Genomic DNA, 16,124 nt, shown 5'->3' on the forward strand with positions numbered 1-16,124 from the left:
ACTTTGATAACTCCATAAGAATTAAAAGCTAACTTCGGTTCCGTTCAACAGGCTTTCATCTCATGCCCTCCGGGCTAGACGAAAGCTTAGTTATTAGCCGTAGTTTTTTATTTCACTATCAATTTGAATTATTTTATTTACTATATATTGTCCGAACTCTGGTGTTAATTTAAGTTTGTCAGCACCTCTCATTAAGCTACCAAAACTATTTTTCCCACTTGGAGTTATGTCAAATAGTACTTTGTCTAAGACTTCATTTTTTTGATTTGTAATTGTTATATTTTGTTTACTCCAATTTTGTCCGTAAAAAGGTGTGAGGTTTTCTCCAATAACATAAAATGGCCATCTATCATTTTCAATTTCAGTATTTTTAATTTCTGATTTAACTCTGTAAATTGATAAAATGTTTAAGTGTCCAACTGCGTATGTAATTAAAATATCATTTTTTTTCACTCCTTTTGGTTTAAGTTTAGAGAAATGCAAATCGCTATCTACTTCATCAAATACTCTGTCTATTGAAATTAAGTCATTACTTACTCCAATTGGTTTTAGCCAAAATGTTGCATTATTTTGTATTTGAAATGGATTATTTTTAATTACAAGGTTCTTACTTAAATTCAAGTTTGGTAAGTTATTTCCAACTTTTGGCAAAGGATTTTCTTGAAGTATTTTTAGAAAATCATCTACTTGATTTTTGCTGATAGGTATATGAATTACTTTTCCAATAATACCGATTTCAATTTGGTTTATTGTTTCAATATCTTCAATTGTTGTTCCCCATTCATTATTTAGTCGTAACCCATTATTAGTGAAATTTGCAGAAGTAATAATTGCTTTTGCACTTTTATCTGAATATTTTGAAATATATATTTTTCCGTGCAGTGAATTTTCAATTAAAATAATTAATTCAATATTTTGAGTTTCAAATTTTGTAAATAGCTCTTTAAAAAAAGGGACTTTAGTATATTGGTCTAAATCATTAGGTTTTAACGTAGTTACAATTGTAAGTTTTTGAAGATTTTTTATCTTATCAAAAGGGAAAAAATTTGTGGAGTTTGAAATAAATGGACTGATTATAACCACTTCGACAGCATTTTCAAAATTGTTATTCAATTCAGAAAAATGATTGTTTCGCGTCAAATTGTTTACTATTCGGTTTGTCTTCATAAAATTACGGCTAACGTTTTGGGTATTGCTGAAGGGCGGAATTTCGAAGCACTTCAGTTCAGCTAAAGTACAAAAGTTGATAGAAGTACACAAGTTCAAATTATAACTTCAAACCCGCCTTTTAGCAATACCTTGTTACCAGCAGCGCCTTTTTCCGCCCAATAGGTTCAGTTTTCCAATAAATTCGGTCATTTTTTCATTTTAAATTCACAATTTTCCATTATTTAGTTTTGTTAAATTCGGAAATTTTTCAAAGTTAAAATTCAGTGTTAAATGTCCAATATTCAGAACGCTATTTTATTCAGAATTTTGTCAAATTCGAGTGTTTTTAGGTTCGATTTAGTCAATTTTCGTCATAAAAGTAGAGTAGATGTTGTCAAAATCGTTACCGAAATTGTCATTGATGAATTTTCGTTAGTTCAACGTTTTGAAATTTAGTTCAGTTTTTTTTCATTCCAATAGAAAATGAATTCAGACCTTTTGCGCAAAGAAAGTTAGGTCTGGATTTAGTTTCTTTTAAGCGTCAAATTTGTTCAATTCAGAGTCGTTAATGTATGCGGAGTCGTCAATGGCAGTTGCTGGTAACGTTATTATATGTGCAATATAGTCAATTTTATTAAATTTAAAAACAACAATATAAACCATTAAATAACAACGTATTAAATAATTTTTCAGATATGCGTATTTTGTGTTATCTTTAATATATAATAAGTATCTATAATACAAAATGCGTATGTTTTATTTGGCCAATTATCAATTTAGTTTTGGTGTACATCGTAATAGAAATATAATTTTTATTCGTTTTCCAAAAAATCAAGAACTTATTACTGATTTAAAAAATTATACGAAATATGTAAAATATAGTAGTACATACAAAATGTGGTATACGCCTTACTCTACTTATTTTTGTAATTTATTTCAATTACCTATTCAAAATTATCAAGGAAAACAGTTATTACAATATATAGATGCTATAAACCAAGAACAATTAACCTTATATATTCAAGAGCTAAGATTACGGGCTTATAGCGAAAATACAATTAGAACGTATACGATTGAGTTTGCGCAATTATTATATTTTATAAAAGATGAACCCATAGAAAATGTAACACCTCAACAATTAAGAAGTTATTTATTGTATTGTTTTAAAGTACTTGGTATTTCAGAAAATCAAATGCATAGTCGTTTAAATGCTCTTAAATTTTATTTTGAAAAAGTACTAAAACAGCCTTCCTTCTTTTTTGATATTCCTCGTCCTAAAAAACCTTCAAAATTACCAAAAATTTTATCACAACAAGATGTTATAAAATTATTTGAAGTGACTGATAATTTAAAACATTTGATGATTTTAAAATTGTGTTATGGTTTAGGATTACGGGTTAGCGAAATTGTGAACATAAAAATTACTGATATAGATAGCAAAACAATGATGGTTCATATACAAGCTGCCAAAGGTAAAAAAGATCGTTATGTACCCTTACCAAATTCTATTTTAGACGAACTTCGCGAATATTATTCTACCTATAAACCACAATTGTATTTGTTTGAGGGGATTTATAATTCAGCGTATGCAATTCGTAGTGCACAAGCCGTTTTTAAAAATGCTTTGAAAAAAGCTAAAATCAATAAACCAATTGGTATACATGGTTTACGTCACAGTTACGCTACTCATTTGTTAGAATATGGTACGGATATGAGTTTTATTCAAAAATTATTGGGCCATAATAATATTAAAACAACCCAAATTTATGCAAAAATAACCAATACTTTTTTAAGTAAAGTTATAAGTCCGTTGGACGAATTAAACTCAAAAAAATAGAAAATTAATCCAACAAGCACTTCTCTCCTACTTATACCAACTGCTGTACATCAAATAATTATTCGCAATACGCGCTATCTCGCCTTCTTTTAAACTTTGCGGAACATCTTTTATTTTTTTTGCAGGAATACCAGCCCATAATTCACCTTCTTTTACATGCGTTCCTTTGGTTAAAATAGCACCAGCAGCTATCAACGAATTAGATTCGACAATGCAATCATCCATCACAATTGCGCCCATACCAACCAACACATTATCGTGTATTGTACAACCATGCACAATCGCATTATGCCCTATCGACACGTTATTACCAATTATTGTTGGTGATTTTTGATACGTTGCATGAATTGTTGCATTATCCTGAATATTTACTTTATTTCCCATTTTTATAAAATGTACATCTCCTCGCACCACTGCCGAAAACCAAATCGAACAATCATCGCCCATTTCTACCTCACCTACAACTACTGCATTATCAGCTAAAAAACAGTTATTCCCAAACTTCGGAGCGTGTCCATTTAATTCCTTTATAATCGCCATAACAAAATCTATAATTCTAATGATAAAGATACATATATATACCTTATTTTTGTAGAATTATGAGAGTACACGAAGAAATTACACCTAATAATAATGTGATGAAGTTCGTTTGTGACGTAACTTTAACACAAGGAGGCGTAGAATTTGACAAAGATTCTACAGCTTCAGAATCTCCTTTAGCACAAGTTTTATTAACTATACCATTTATCAATAAAATCTTTATTACAGCTAATTTTGTAGCTATTGAGAAGATTGATTCAATTGATTGGGCTGATGTTGTAGACGATTTAAAAGAGATTATTAACGATCATTTAGAAGAAGATGCGATTCTTGCGCCGATGAAAAAAGCGCCAATTTCTATCTATGCCGAAATGACGCCAAATCCTGCTGCAATGAAATTTGTATCAACTACAATGCTTGCGCCAGAAATTATCGAAATAAAATCGAAAGACAAAGCTGCTGGTGTGCCATTGGCTGTTGCTATTTACAAAGAATATCCATTTATAGAAGAAATTTTTATCGTAGATAATTACATTTCTTTAACTAAAAATGATTCAGAAGATTGGTCTTTATGGGCAATGGACGTGCGTTCTTTTATTACACATTACATACAAGCTGGCGGACCTATTTTCGAAGAATTTTACGAATTTACGACTGAAGTTCCAGAGCATGTTACAATAAAACCACAAGAAGAATTTTCATCTGTAGAGCAACAAATTAAAGCTATTTTGGACGAATATGTTCAGCCTGCTGTTGCAAATGATGGTGGAAATATAGAGTTAATCGAGTTTGATGAAGAAACGCGTACAGCAAAAATGTTGTTACAAGGTGCTTGTTCGGGATGTCCTTCATCTACGGCAACACTTAAAAACGGTATCGAAGGTATTTTAAAACAAATGCTTCCTGATGTTGTTGACAATGTAGAAGCTGTAAATGGTTAAAAAAATTATTTAATTAATAGTATAAAAAATCGCGGCAATTGCCGCGCTTTTTTATTGAATATCTTGTATTGTTTTATACTAGTATAGCTTATTTTATTTTGGTCATAAAAGTTCCTTTTCCTCTAAAATAAGTTGTATCCTGTTTATTTGAAATATTCATGGTATAAAAATATAATCGTCCAAAAATACTATCGCCTACTTTATAATTAGCTTTATTAAGACGCAATTCTTGTTTCAGTACAATGCTTTTTACCTTCTCTTTATTTTTACTTACATCGGCATGATAAAATGGTTTTGTTGTAAATTTTTCTTTATTTACATCAATCAATAAACCATCAGCAGAAACTAAATTTCGATATTCAATTGTAATTGTTAAACTATCTGGATGATGCAAATTTGCTTTGCAATTAAAAATAGTGTCCTTATATGATTTCGAAAAATCTTCGGAATCACTGGTATAAAAATCAATAATTACAGATCGTTTTGCTGTTGTATCTTTTTCATCCTGAATGTCTAAAATTTCTGGTTCATGAATCATTCTATCATAAATCTCATTTTTATTAAGATAAGGAACAACTTTTACATCTGTCCAAACAATCTCATTCTTTGTATCTACGTTTGAATTTTCTTTTTTGCTTTGACAAGAAAAAAGAAACGTAATTAAAGTAAATGTATATAGTAGGTAATTTTTCATAGAAAGAAACGAAATAATATTAATTACTTAATAAGTAGATATAAAATAACATTTGTTACTAAATTTATTGTTTTTTATTCGTTAAAAAAATCAATGGAACGACGATAATTGTACAATAAATGTCTGCGACGCGCTTCTAAATCATTTACTCGAATAGACGAAATATCATCAATCTGAAAATACAACGATCCTTCGTCAGTACCTTCAGAACCAATGCATTTTAATTCGAAATCATCTTCGGTAACATTGCGAATAAAGCCCGAAAATCGACTATCATTATTTAGTTGAATACGCGAAACATAATCAGCCTCACCATCCAATTCATTCAAAATTTGAGTCATCCAATTTTCTTCGCTTGTGGCAGTTAATTGTATCTTTTTTTCTTCGTCTAACTCGTGATAATGCTCTTTTAAATAATTCAAACATTTGCAATAATCATCCACATCAATACGATTTATCTTGAAAAATGGCTCCATCAAAATTCCATCTTTGTGTCCATATTTCGAAATATGTTGCATTGTAAAATATTCTTCATTAAAATCAAGAATATAACCTGCCCAAAAATTATCTCCGCCCGCATCATTATATATCGCAATGATAGATTGATTGGCCTTTGATTGTTCTAATATTTTATAAAAATTTGAATTCATATTATCGTTGATAAGAGATTGAAATTACAACACTTTTGGGACAAAAAAAAGGTTCTTGTTTTTTTCAAGAACCTTATATTGTGTATTAATTTGCTTTTCTGTAAATAGTTGCTTCGTAAGTAAATGATTGCCAATCACCTTTCTGCAAATTGTCTAGTTTTATTTTTTTATAGACATTTTCTTCACTTGCAATTGTCATGGTAAATTGATTGCGATCCATAATATTTTTCTCTGATAAGGAATAACTTACATTAAACTTCTTTTTTGTTAATTTTTCTACAATCGGACGTAAATATGCATCTACAGCTTCTACGTTTTTGAATTGTTCATTCTTTGGAAATTGTACTTCAAAATAACCTTCGTACGTAAAATCTGGTTCATCAATAATCAAATTATAAGGATCAGCAAATAAGGCTTGACGCTGTTTTTGATATTCTTTTTCAGTTTTGAATTGACGTTTATCTTCTGAAAAAATCAATGGATATTTATCTGCAATTACAGCCAATTTATCTGCATCGTATGTGTAAGCAACGCCGTCTCTAAAAACATTATAAAACATTGGATTGATTAACCATTGATCCACAATTTTTTTATCTTTTACCATATAAACCATAAATCCGTTGTCTTGCGCCTGCATGTTAGAAGACTGATAACCGTACTCTAACAACGGTTTTGCGAATTGTATAGCTGTAGAATTTTCTAAACTAAAATTGTATTTATTATATGTTTTTGCTTCATCTGATAAAGAAGCCATACCATAAACTTTGGTTGATGCGTCTACATTTTTAGCATCAATCATAGATGTAACTTGCGCTGTAGCAAATGAAGAACAAGCGATTGTAATTGTAAGTAATAATTGTTTTATCATGAGTTATTTTTTCTTTTTATAAAATTCTGCTTCCAAATTTATTGATAAATTTCGATAGTTACCTTCCCCGATGCCGTAATACTTCCGCGATACATTCCTGCCGTATTAAAAGGAAAACTTGCTTGACCATTTTTATCTAAAATAATCATTCCGCCGTCACCGCCCATTTCACCTATTTTTTTGATAACTTCTATCCCTGCTTCTGCAGAAGAAATTTGCTTGTATTTGATAAGCGCCGCAACATCATAAGCCGCAATAGCTTTTATAAAATATTCGCCCCAACCTGTGCATGATATTCCAACTTCGTTGTTAGCATAAGTTCCTGCACCAATAATTGGAGAATCTCCTACTCTACCAAAACGTTTATTTGTCATTCCGCCAGTTGAAGTTCCTGCAGAAATATTTCCTTTATTATCTAATGCAACTGCTCCAACAGTTCCAAATTTTTCGTCTACAAAATTAAACGGAACATACGCTTGCGAATTTTTAGCATCATGATCTAATTCCATTTTTTCTTTGTCTTTTTCTAAAACTTTTTGCAAAGAATTCCAACGATCTTCTGTTTTAAAATAACTTGGATCTACAATTTCTAAACCTTGTTTTGTTGCAAATTCTTCCGCGCCTTTTCCCATCATCATAACATGATCCGAATTGGTAAGTACAGCTTTTGCAGCTAATATTGGATTTTTAACCGTTGTAACACCTGCAACTGCGCCCGCTTCTAATGTTTTACCAATCATCAACGAGGCATCCATTTCGTTTTTACCTTCATGTGTAAAAACTGCACCTTTACCTGCATTAAACAAAGGTGAATTTTCCATTACTTTTATAGCTTCAATAACGGCATCTTCGCTTTGTCCACCATTTTTTATCACGGCGTAACCTTTTTGTAGAGATTCTGTCAACGCATCGGTATAAGCTTTTTCTTTTTCGGCAGTCATGTTCTTTTTCAGAATTGTACCAGCACCACCGTGAATTACCAATACCACTTTATCTTGTTTCTGGGCGTTAACAAACATAGTAAAACACAACAATGTTAAACCAACTATTTTTTTCATGTGTAAAATTTTAATCAACAGTTAAAATTAGAAAAGAAAAAGCAATAATATTGTATATTAATAAAAGTTTAAAAAATCTTGAAAACCAATCATTTTTAGCATTGATTTTGATTAATCAATTTTAACACTCAATAAACTATAATAAAAACCTATGAATACGAACAAACATTATATTTCGAACAACGTGCTTCTGCAAATTGCTTTTATCCTGATTATTTTAATTGTTTTTGGATTAATTACCAATAATTTATTAAGTTTTTTTCCTGGATTTTTAGGAGCAATCTGTTTATATGTACTGCTTTATAATCCACTACAATGGATGTTAAAAACAAAAAAATGGAACAAATTAGGAAGTGTTATTTTACTAATGGTTGGTAGCGCAGTTTTTATAATTGGCCCATTGTATCTCTTAATTAAGATGTTAACAAATAAAGTTTTAGTCTTGTTAAATGATACTGCACAAATAAAAACGGACGTCAATAAAATAATAGAAATGTTGCAAACAAAATTTCATATTGATGTTTTTAGCGCAACAAATATTGAAAAAATAACACAAGTTGGAGGTAAATTATTAGAAAAAACCCTAAATGCGTCTATGGATATGACGGTACAATTAGGTGTTGCTTTTTTGATTTTGTACTTTATGTTAATGAATCATCAAAATCTAGAAAATTGGTTTTATAAAAATATTCCTATTCGTACCAATAATCTAAAAAGAATGAACAAAGATTTGAGAGATTTAGTGATTTCTAATGCAGTTGGTATGCCATTAACAGCCTTTATACAAGCAATTATTGCCTACATTGGTTATTTAATTTTTGGTGTAGATGATGCTTTTACTTGGTTTATATTAACAATATTTGCGGCCATGTTACCTGTTGTTGGTGCAGCTTTAATTTATGTTCCATTAGGTTTATTTCTTTTAGCAAAAGGCGATACAGGAAGCGCGGTTGGCTTACTAATTTACTGCTTTGTGGTAGTTGGTTTATCAGACAATGTAATTCGTTTAGTTTTACAAAAAAAGATGGCAGATGTACATCCTTTGGTAACAATTTTTGGTGTTATTGTTGGACTTAATTTATTCGGATTTATCGGAATTATATTTGGACCAATCTTATTTTCTGTCTTTTTCTGGTTGATAAAATTATACAAATACGAATTTATTGATCCAAATCCCGAAGATTAACAATAAACCCTTTTTTAAAATGAGTATAGAAAATTTCAAATTCTTCAAACCATTAGAACTTCGTTGGAACGATCTTGATCCTATTGGTCATGTAAACAATGTTTTTTATTTTGAGTATTTCCAAATCGGACGTGCTTATTATATGTTAGACGCAAGTAAACAGTGGGATTGGACAAAACATATGTTTGTGATTGCACATATGGAATGTGATTATCAAAAAGAATTAACCTTAACTGCAATTAACCCAAAAGTAGGTTTACGTGTTACAAAATTTGGAACAAAAAGTTTCGAGTTTGAGTACATTATTACAAGTACAAACAGAAAAGGTGAAAACGTTATTCACGCCATCGGAAAAAGTACACAAGTAATGATTGACATGCAGCAAGGAAAATCAATAGAATTACCCGAATGGTTAGTTGAAGATTTTAAACAATACGAGCCAAATATATAATTGTACCTGATAAAATATAGTTGCAGTAGTTAATTTTTTTGAGCAATTTTCATTAAATTTAACTACTGTTTTTTTATTATTAAAATTACTGCTTTATGAAAAATCTATTTTTAATGCGTCATGCAAAAAGTCGTTGGGACGAAAATGTTTCGGATCAATTTCGCTCAATTACAGAAAATGGAGTTCATAAAACAGAAAAAGTAGCTCACTTTCTCCAAAATAATTACGATTTACAATTTGATAAAATCTACTGCAGCAAAGCTGTTCGTGCAAAAGAAACGTCAGAAATTGTTCGTCCAATTCTTTTTCCAACTCAAAAAATAGAAATCGAAGAAGATCTTTACACCTTTTCTCATTATTTATTGGATAATTGGATCAGAAAATTAGATAATCAATTGCAAAATGTTCTTATTTTTGGACACAATCCTGCTTTTACAGATATCATAAACCAATTAGGAAACGAGATGATTTACAACCTATCCACTTCTGGATTTGCTTGGATACAATTTGATTCGACGAATTGGAAAACTATCGAAAAAGGCAAAACCATGAAAATAATATTACCGAAAGAAATCGAATGAAAAAATATATAAATAGAGAGATTAGTTGGTTATCATTTAATGCACGCGTTTTACAAGAAGCCTCTGACGAAACTGTTCCACTGATTGACAGAATCCGTTTTTTAGGAATTTATTCTAACAATTTAGACGAGTTTTACTCTGTTCGCTATTCAGCCATTTTACGCTCAATTCAATTAAAAGATATCGAAAAAGTATATCAAAATATCGTTCCAGAACAAACTGACGAAGAATTAATTGAAGAAATAAATGAAATTGTTCGTCAACAGCGCGAACAATATGATGAATTGCACAATCAACTATTTAAGGAATTAGAATTGTATAAAATATTTGTTGTAGACAATCAATCTCTTCCCGATATTTTTGTAGAATTTATTTCCGAATATTTTTACAACGAATTTATACATACTGTTGGAGTTTTTATTTTAGATGATATCAAAAAAGCACCTCCATTACGCGATGGTTCGTTTTATTTGGCTGTAAAAATGCAGTTAAAAGAAAAAATACAATATGCATTATTGATTGTGCCTACGCATCTTTTTCCACGTTTTATTATCTTACCAAACAAAGACGGAAACACGTATGTAATGTATCTCGAAGATATTATTCGTTATCATTTAAAAGATATTTTTAAGATGTTTGACTTCGAAAAAATTGAAGCACATTCTATAAAAATCACACGTGATAGTGAATTAGATTTTGACAACGATTTAGAACATAGCTTATTAGAAAAAGTGATAAATGGTTTAGAAAATCGTAAAAAAGGTGTTCCGGTTCGTTTAGTTTACGATTCTGAAATTGCGCCAGATACTCTAAAATTTTTCCTTAAAAAACTACGCTTAGACGACTACGATAGTATCAATCCTGGTGGAAAATACCACAATAAACGAGATTTGATGAGTTTCCCAAATTTTGATATTGCTGGCTTAACTTACGAAAAAATTAAGCCGATTATGTTAAAAGGTCCATTTAAGTACAAAAGTTATTTTCAAGCTTTTACAGAAAAAGAGGAAATGATGATGGCGCCTTATCATGATTATTCGTTGTTATTAAAATTTTTACGCGAAGCTGCTATTGATCCTAAAGTAACCAAAATTAAAATTACGATTTACCGTGTTGCAAAAGATTCGCAAGTCATGCATTCCTTGATAAATGCGGCAATGAACGGTAAAGAAGTAACAGCAGTTTTAGAACTTCGTGCACGTTTTGATGAATCAAATAATGCCATGTGGTCGAGAAAATTACAAGAAGCAGGCGTTAATGTTATTTTTGGAGTTCCGGGTTTAAAAGTCCATTCAAAAATTGGTTATATAGAACGTAAACCTGAAGGAAATCTTGCCGAAAAATATGTTTTTGTAAGTACAGGAAATTTTCATGCAGGTACAGCAAAAATTTATACAGATTACACATATTTCACAACAAATCCCGGCATTACAAAGGAAGTTGAGCAAATATTTAAGTTTTTTGGAGCAAATTATTTAAACCAAAGTTACAGTCATCTTTTAGTTTCACCTTACGGAACGCGACGTAAAATTGTCAAAATGATTAAGAAAGAAATTAAAAATCATCTTGCTGGTTTACCTGCCGAAATCAACCTAAAATTGAATAGTTTTAGTGATAAACAAATTATTGATTTACTGTATAAAGCATCTCAAAAAGGTGTAAAAGTAAGATTGGTAATTCGCGGTATAAATTCGTTAATTCCAGGTGTAAAAGGCTTATCCGAAAATATTGAATGTGTTAGTGTGATTGATAAATTTTTAGAACATCCGCGTATTTACTGGTTTAAGAATGCTGGCGACGACAAAGTTTACATTTCTTCGGCTGATATGATGGAACGTAATTTGGACAGTCGCGTAGAAGTTGCTTGTCCTATTTATGATCATAATTTACGAAAAATAGTAATGGATACATTCGATTTAAGTTTTAATGACAATGTAAAAGGCCGCCAAATAACTGCTAAATCAGCCTTAGAATATAAAAGAAACAACCAACCACCAAATAGGTCGCAGTATACGACGTATGATTATTTTAAGAAATTAAACGACGAAGATAATGAAGATTAGAAAATTGGGTGCAATAGATATAGGTTCTAACGCCATGCGATTATTGATTAATTATGTGTACGAAGAAGAAGGAAAAGCACCAATATTTAATAAAACAAGTATTGTGCGCATGCCAATTCGACTGGGACATGATGTGTTTATAGATGGTGAAGTCTGCGAAAATAATGTAGAGCGAATTTGTGATGCCATGCAGTCGTATGCACTAATGATGAAGGTTTATGACATCGAAATTTACAAAGCTTATGCAACCTCAGCCATGCGCGAAGCAATAAATGGAAAAGAGGTTGTAAAAAGAGTTAAGAAAAGATCAGGAATAACAATTGAAGTTATTGATGGTAAAACGGAAGCCGAATTATTATTCAATACCGAATTAGGTGATTTTATAAAAGACGGAAAAACATATTTATATGTTGATGTTGGCGGTGGTAGTACCGAACTTACTTTGCTAAAAGACAGTAAAGTTTTTACATCAAAATCCTTTGAAGTAGGAACTGTTCGTTTACTCGAAAATAAAGTTGAGCCGCATACATTTGATGAAATGAAAAAATGGTTGCAAGATAATATTGGAACTGAAGAAATAGAACTTATTGGTTCGGGCGGAAATATTAACCATGTTTACAAATATTCGGGCGTAAAATTAGGTTTGCCTTTGAGTAGTTTATATGTTAAAAAACAATATCAAATTATGCAAACCATGACTGCCGAAGAACGTATGCAAAATTTTAACATGAAACCCGATCGCGCTGATGTGGTAGTTTATGCTTTAGAAATTTACAACAATGTATTAAAATGGTCGCATGCCAAAAAAATACATGTTCCTAAAATTGGATTATCTGATGGTATTATCCGAAAAATTTACAAGGATTTAGAGAAATAAAAAAGAAGCTTAATTGCTGATTTGGTCAGAAGAAATTCTGACCTTTTTTATACTTAATTGATAGGTTAAAACTATTTAGCAAATTCATTTTATTTTTAATATCCAACTTTTTTCTTCAAAATCTATTTTCTACTTTAGTTAAATAATTAACACTATATTTAAAATGAAGAAAAATTTAACGCTGATATTTTCTGCGTTTGTTTTGTCTATGTATGCGCATGCCCAAACAGCAGAGCAAATTGTAGACAACTACGAAACACAGGCAATAGCAAGCAATGTTGAGTATAAATTTGCTCAAACGATTGATGATGATGCTACGCAAAGAGTTTACACTCAAAGAACATTTCAAGGAATTCCGATTTACAATAGCTACTCTACCTATGTAATCAAAAACAAACAAGTTATTTCTAAAACTGCGTCAGAAAATTTTAATATTTCATTAAAAAATGCTGCCGTTTCTCCTGCTCTTAGTTTTGATCAAGTTATAAATAAAATTGCTCAAGCTGAGGGATTAAAAGTTATTGCTGATACAAAAGTTAATCAAAACGGAGTTTATATTTCGAAAGATGACGCTGCTGAAATAGTTTACTATATTAATAACGAAAATCAAGCTATTTTAAGTTACGCTTTTAGTTATCAGTTAGTAAAAGAAAACCAAAACGATATCATTCATGTTGTTATTGATGCAATAAATGGTTCAGTTTTAGAAAAACACAACAATACATTAAGTTGTGGTCATAATCACGGATCATTTCACAACGAAAATTTAGCTACTTTTAATAAAGCTGACTGGGATTGGTTATATGATGATGCCGTAAATACTGCATCGCCACAATACAATGTATATCAATTACCTTTAGAAGCGCCTAATCGCGGAGCAAGAACATTTGCAGACCAAGCTGTATCTAACACAACTGCATCTCCAAATGGTTGGCACAATACCGCTGAAGGATCAGTAAAAACAAGAACAGAAGGAAATAATACAAGAACAGCTAGAGATCATGAATCTAAAGGATATCAGACTTATAGTTCAAGTACAAATACTGTAACAATTAAAGATACTGATTATGCTGATGGCGGAAGTGCTTTAAATTTTGATTTTCCAATAGATTTAACTAATCATCCATATACAAACTGGGAAGCTGCAACTACAAATTTGTTCTACATGAACAACATGATGCACGATATTTTCTATAATTACGGCTTTACAGAAGCTAATGGGAATTTCCAAAAAATTAACTTTGACAAAGGTGGTACAGGAAATGATGATGTTGTTGCACTAGCACAAACAGGATTAGCATTAGGCGCAGTTAATAATGCAACTTTTGCAACACCTGCAGATGGTAAATCTCCTCGTATGGCGATGTATTTATGGAACAAAACACCAGAACCACTTATCATAAATAGTCCTTCTAACATTGCTGGTAATTACCAAGCAACAATTCCTACTTGGGGCGGAACATTAACTTCTACTCCATTAACAAAAGATTTTGTTCTAATCTTAAAAAGTGAAACAACTGGAACACCATACGATGGTTGTGGAACTTTTACAAATACTGCAGAAATAAACGATAAAATTGCAATAATCTATCGTGGAGATTGTCCTTTTGCAACAAAAGTTAAAAATGCACAAAATGCAGGTGCAAAAGCAGCTATAATTGTAAATAATGTCGACGGAATGATCAATATGTCTGGTGACGATACAACAATTACTATTCCTGCATTATCAATTAGTAAAGCAGACGGAGATAAAATAGTTAAAGAATTACAAAATAAAGTAATCGTTAATGGTTCTTTAGTTAAAACTGAAGTTTCTTACATTGATGGAAGTTTAGATAACGGTATTATCGCGCACGAATATGGACATGGAATTTCTAATCGTTTAACAGGTCCTATTACAAACGCAAACTGTTTAAATAACCTTGAACAAATGGGAGAAGGTTGGTCAGATTTCTTCGGATTAATGATTACACAACTTCCAACAGATAAAAGCACTACAAAAAGAGGTATTGGTACTTTCGCAACTAATGATGCTATAGATGGATCAGGAATTCGCGCTACTGCATATTCTACAGATATGACGGTTAATCCTGCCAGATATGGTTTCTTAAAAACTTATGGAAACTCAGATTCGCCTCATAATACAGGATACGTTTGGGCTTCTATGGTTTGGGATTTAAACTGGAAAATGATTGACAAATATGGTTTCTCTCCAGATTTATACAATGGTAAAGCGGGTAACAACATGGCATTACAATTAGTAATGACTGGTCTTAAATTACAGCCTTGTTCTCCTGGTTTTGTTAGTGGTCGTGATGCAATTATTATGGCTGATGAACAATTAAACGAAGGTGCTAATAAATGTGATATTTGGTCTGTTTTTGCTCGTAGAGGTTTAGGTTATAGTGCTCTTCAAGGAAGTACAAACAGTAGAACTGATGGTACTGAAGCTTTTGATATGCCTCCAGTTGAGGTTTTAAACTGTGAATTATCTACAAGTGAATTAAAAGATTCAACTTTCCAAATCTACCCAAATCCAACAAAAGATGTGGTTTATATTGTGGACAAAACAATCAAAAATGATATCAAAGTAGATATTATTGATATGGTTGGAAAAGTAGTTTCTACACAAACTGTTAAGTTTGATGGGCAAAAAGGTAGTTTAACAACTAACAATTTACCTAAAGGTATTTACATCTTAAAATTCAAAACGGATAATGGTACAATTACTAAAAAATTAATTAAAAACTAATATTTAATTAAGTCATATAAAAAAAGGGATTTCGTAAGAAATCCCTTTTTGTTTTAATCATTTATTAATGTTGATGATTTGTATGATCTTCTTCCTTTTTTGGAGAAGTTTCAGTTACATGTTCACCTTCTTCCTCGTCGCGCTCATACAAACAACAAGAGTGTAAATTATCATATACTTTATCGTCAGCACGTTTATCATTTGTATCGTGACCAGCGGCTACAACTGCATTTTCTACAGCATCAACCTTATTTTTTGTTTCATTCAAAACAATGTGTAAGTTATGCGAATCCACATCCCAAGTTGCCACTTTTACACCTTTTACAGCATAAGCAGCTTTCTCAATACGCTCTTTACATTGTTCGCAATTTCCTTTTACATGTAAATCATGTTTTGCGTTTTTATTTTGTGCTTGTGCGCTTATTCCCAAAGTCGCTACCAAAGCAAAAGCTAATAAATTTTTCATTCTATTATTCT

At 31.0% G+C, this 16,124-nt stretch carries 16 protein-coding genes; 9 read left to right on the top strand and 7 right to left on the bottom strand.

Annotation, left to right across the window (positions count from 1 at the left end; genetic code table 11):
* Positions 1-93: 93 nt before the first annotated feature.
* Positions 94-1,167, bottom strand: a complete 1,074-nt coding sequence (locus BM072_RS07605; RefSeq protein ID WP_092908070.1) for a restriction endonuclease PLD domain-containing protein — start codon at positions 1,165-1,167, stop codon at positions 94-96.
* A 273-nt stretch (positions 1,168-1,440) separates the two neighbouring features.
* Here BM072_RS07605 and BM072_RS15475 point away from each other — a divergent pair, with 273 nt between their 5' ends.
* Positions 1,441-1,605, top strand: a complete 165-nt coding sequence (locus tag BM072_RS15475) for a hypothetical protein (protein ID WP_177190277.1) — start codon at positions 1,441-1,443, stop codon at positions 1,603-1,605.
* Between the two features lie 289 nt (positions 1,606-1,894).
* Positions 1,895-2,986, top strand: a complete 1,092-nt coding sequence (locus tag BM072_RS07610) for a tyrosine-type recombinase/integrase (RefSeq protein ID WP_245752081.1) — start codon at positions 1,895-1,897, stop codon at positions 2,984-2,986.
* A gap of 27 nt (positions 2,987-3,013) precedes the next feature.
* On the opposite strand, the gene BM072_RS07615 is transcribed toward BM072_RS07610, so the two are convergent.
* Positions 3,014-3,526 carry a gamma carbonic anhydrase family protein gene (locus tag BM072_RS07615; protein ID WP_092908071.1) on the bottom strand — a complete coding sequence of 171 codons (513 nt, stop codon included), beginning with the start codon at positions 3,524-3,526 and terminating at the stop codon, positions 3,014-3,016.
* A 56-nt stretch (positions 3,527-3,582) separates the two neighbouring features.
* Here BM072_RS07615 and BM072_RS07620 point away from each other — a divergent pair, with 56 nt between their 5' ends.
* Entirely contained in the window at positions 3,583-4,467 is an 885-nt protein-coding gene (locus tag BM072_RS07620; protein ID WP_407927131.1) for a NifU family protein, read from the top strand.
* A gap of 88 nt (positions 4,468-4,555) precedes the next feature.
* On the opposite strand, the gene BM072_RS07625 is transcribed toward BM072_RS07620, so the two are convergent.
* The 4 genes from BM072_RS07625 to BM072_RS07640 form a co-directional block, all read right to left on the bottom strand.
* Positions 4,556-5,161 (bottom strand): hypothetical protein, encoded by a 606-nt coding sequence (locus tag BM072_RS07625; protein ID WP_092908073.1) that lies wholly within the window; start codon positions 5,159-5,161, stop codon positions 4,556-4,558.
* Between the two features lie 74 nt (positions 5,162-5,235).
* Complete coding sequence (locus tag BM072_RS07630) at positions 5,236-5,811, bottom strand: hypothetical protein (RefSeq protein ID WP_092908074.1); 576 nt, start codon at positions 5,809-5,811, stop codon at positions 5,236-5,238.
* 85 nt (positions 5,812-5,896) lie between these two features.
* Entirely contained in the window at positions 5,897-6,679 is a 783-nt protein-coding gene (locus tag BM072_RS07635; protein WP_092908075.1) for a hypothetical protein, read from the bottom strand.
* A 38-nt stretch (positions 6,680-6,717) separates the two neighbouring features.
* A complete protein-coding gene (locus BM072_RS07640; protein WP_092908076.1) occupies positions 6,718-7,737 on the bottom strand; it encodes an isoaspartyl peptidase/L-asparaginase family protein in 1,020 nt (339 codons plus the stop codon).
* A 151-nt stretch (positions 7,738-7,888) separates the two neighbouring features.
* Between BM072_RS07640 and BM072_RS07645 the strand changes: the two genes are divergently transcribed.
* The 6 genes from BM072_RS07645 to BM072_RS07670 all read left to right on the top strand — a co-directional run bounded on the left by BM072_RS07645 (position 7,889) and on the right by BM072_RS07670 (position 15,647).
* Positions 7,889-8,923 (top strand): AI-2E family transporter, encoded by a 1,035-nt coding sequence (locus tag BM072_RS07645; protein ID WP_092908077.1) that lies wholly within the window; start codon positions 7,889-7,891, stop codon positions 8,921-8,923.
* Positions 8,924-8,942: 19 nt separating this feature from the next.
* Positions 8,943-9,374, top strand: a complete 432-nt coding sequence (locus BM072_RS07650) for an acyl-CoA thioesterase (RefSeq protein WP_092908078.1) — start codon at positions 8,943-8,945, stop codon at positions 9,372-9,374.
* A 95-nt stretch (positions 9,375-9,469) separates the two neighbouring features.
* Positions 9,470-9,955, top strand: a complete 486-nt coding sequence (locus BM072_RS07655) for a SixA phosphatase family protein (RefSeq protein ID WP_092908079.1) — start codon at positions 9,470-9,472, stop codon at positions 9,953-9,955.
* A complete protein-coding gene (gene ppk1 / locus BM072_RS07660) occupies positions 9,952-12,018 on the top strand; it encodes a polyphosphate kinase 1 (RefSeq protein ID WP_092908080.1) in 2,067 nt (688 codons plus the stop codon). The genes BM072_RS07655 and ppk1 overlap by 4 nt, the downstream gene beginning before the upstream one ends.
* Positions 12,008-12,895: a Ppx/GppA phosphatase family protein gene (locus BM072_RS07665; protein ID WP_092908081.1), complete on the top strand. Its 888-nt coding sequence runs from the start codon at positions 12,008-12,010 to the stop codon at positions 12,893-12,895. Before ppk1 ends, BM072_RS07665 begins: the two co-directional genes overlap by 11 nt.
* Positions 12,896-13,058: 163 nt before the next feature.
* Positions 13,059-15,647: a M36 family metallopeptidase gene (locus BM072_RS07670; RefSeq protein ID WP_177190278.1), complete on the top strand. Its 2,589-nt coding sequence runs from the start codon at positions 13,059-13,061 to the stop codon at positions 15,645-15,647.
* A gap of 64 nt (positions 15,648-15,711) precedes the next feature.
* Here BM072_RS07670 and BM072_RS07675 read toward each other — a convergent pair whose 3' ends face one another.
* The gene (locus BM072_RS07675) at positions 15,712-16,113 is read right to left on the bottom strand and encodes a heavy-metal-associated domain-containing protein (RefSeq protein ID WP_092908082.1); all 402 of its coding nucleotides are present in this window, start codon (positions 16,111-16,113) and stop codon (positions 15,712-15,714) included.
* Positions 16,114-16,124 lie beyond the last annotated feature (11 nt).

The organism is Algoriella xinjiangensis, assembly GCF_900115015.1.
Classification (GTDB): Bacteria; Bacteroidota; Bacteroidia; order Flavobacteriales; family Weeksellaceae; genus Empedobacter; species Empedobacter xinjiangensis.

Bases quoted from the DNA above. Each gene is read 5' to 3' on its own strand.
- BM072_RS15475 (WP_177190277.1), top strand. From the start codon at position 1,441: ATGTCCAATATTCAGAACGCTATTTTATTCAGAATTTTGTCAAATTCG.
- BM072_RS07635 (WP_092908075.1), bottom strand. From the start codon at position 6,679: ATGATAAAACAATTATTACTTACAATTACAATCGCTTGTTCTTCATTT.
- BM072_RS07670 (WP_177190278.1), top strand. From the start codon at position 13,059: ATGAAGAAAAATTTAACGCTGATATTTTCTGCGTTTGTTTTGTCTATG.
- BM072_RS07615 (WP_092908071.1), bottom strand. From the start codon at position 3,526: ATGGCGATTATAAAGGAATTAAATGGACACGCTCCGAAGTTTGGGAAT.
- BM072_RS07630 (WP_092908074.1), bottom strand. From the start codon at position 5,811: ATGAATTCAAATTTTTATAAAATATTAGAACAATCAAAGGCCAATCAA.
- BM072_RS07665 (WP_092908081.1), top strand. From the start codon at position 12,008: ATGAAGATTAGAAAATTGGGTGCAATAGATATAGGTTCTAACGCCATG.
- BM072_RS07655 (WP_092908079.1), top strand. From the start codon at position 9,470: ATGAAAAATCTATTTTTAATGCGTCATGCAAAAAGTCGTTGGGACGAA.
- BM072_RS07640 (WP_092908076.1), bottom strand. From the start codon at position 7,737: ATGAAAAAAATAGTTGGTTTAACATTGTTGTGTTTTACTATGTTTGTT.
- BM072_RS07605 (WP_092908070.1), bottom strand. From the start codon at position 1,167: ATGAAGACAAACCGAATAGTAAACAATTTGACGCGAAACAATCATTTT.
- BM072_RS07645 (WP_092908077.1), top strand. From the start codon at position 7,889: ATGAATACGAACAAACATTATATTTCGAACAACGTGCTTCTGCAAATT.
- BM072_RS07625 (WP_092908073.1), bottom strand. From the start codon at position 5,161: ATGAAAAATTACCTACTATATACATTTACTTTAATTACGTTTCTTTTT.
- BM072_RS07650 (WP_092908078.1), top strand. From the start codon at position 8,943: ATGAGTATAGAAAATTTCAAATTCTTCAAACCATTAGAACTTCGTTGG.
- BM072_RS07675 (WP_092908082.1), bottom strand. From the start codon at position 16,113: ATGAAAAATTTATTAGCTTTTGCTTTGGTAGCGACTTTGGGAATAAGC.
- ppk1 (WP_092908080.1), top strand. From the start codon at position 9,952: ATGAAAAAATATATAAATAGAGAGATTAGTTGGTTATCATTTAATGCA.
- BM072_RS07610 (WP_245752081.1), top strand. From the start codon at position 1,895: ATGCGTATGTTTTATTTGGCCAATTATCAATTTAGTTTTGGTGTACAT.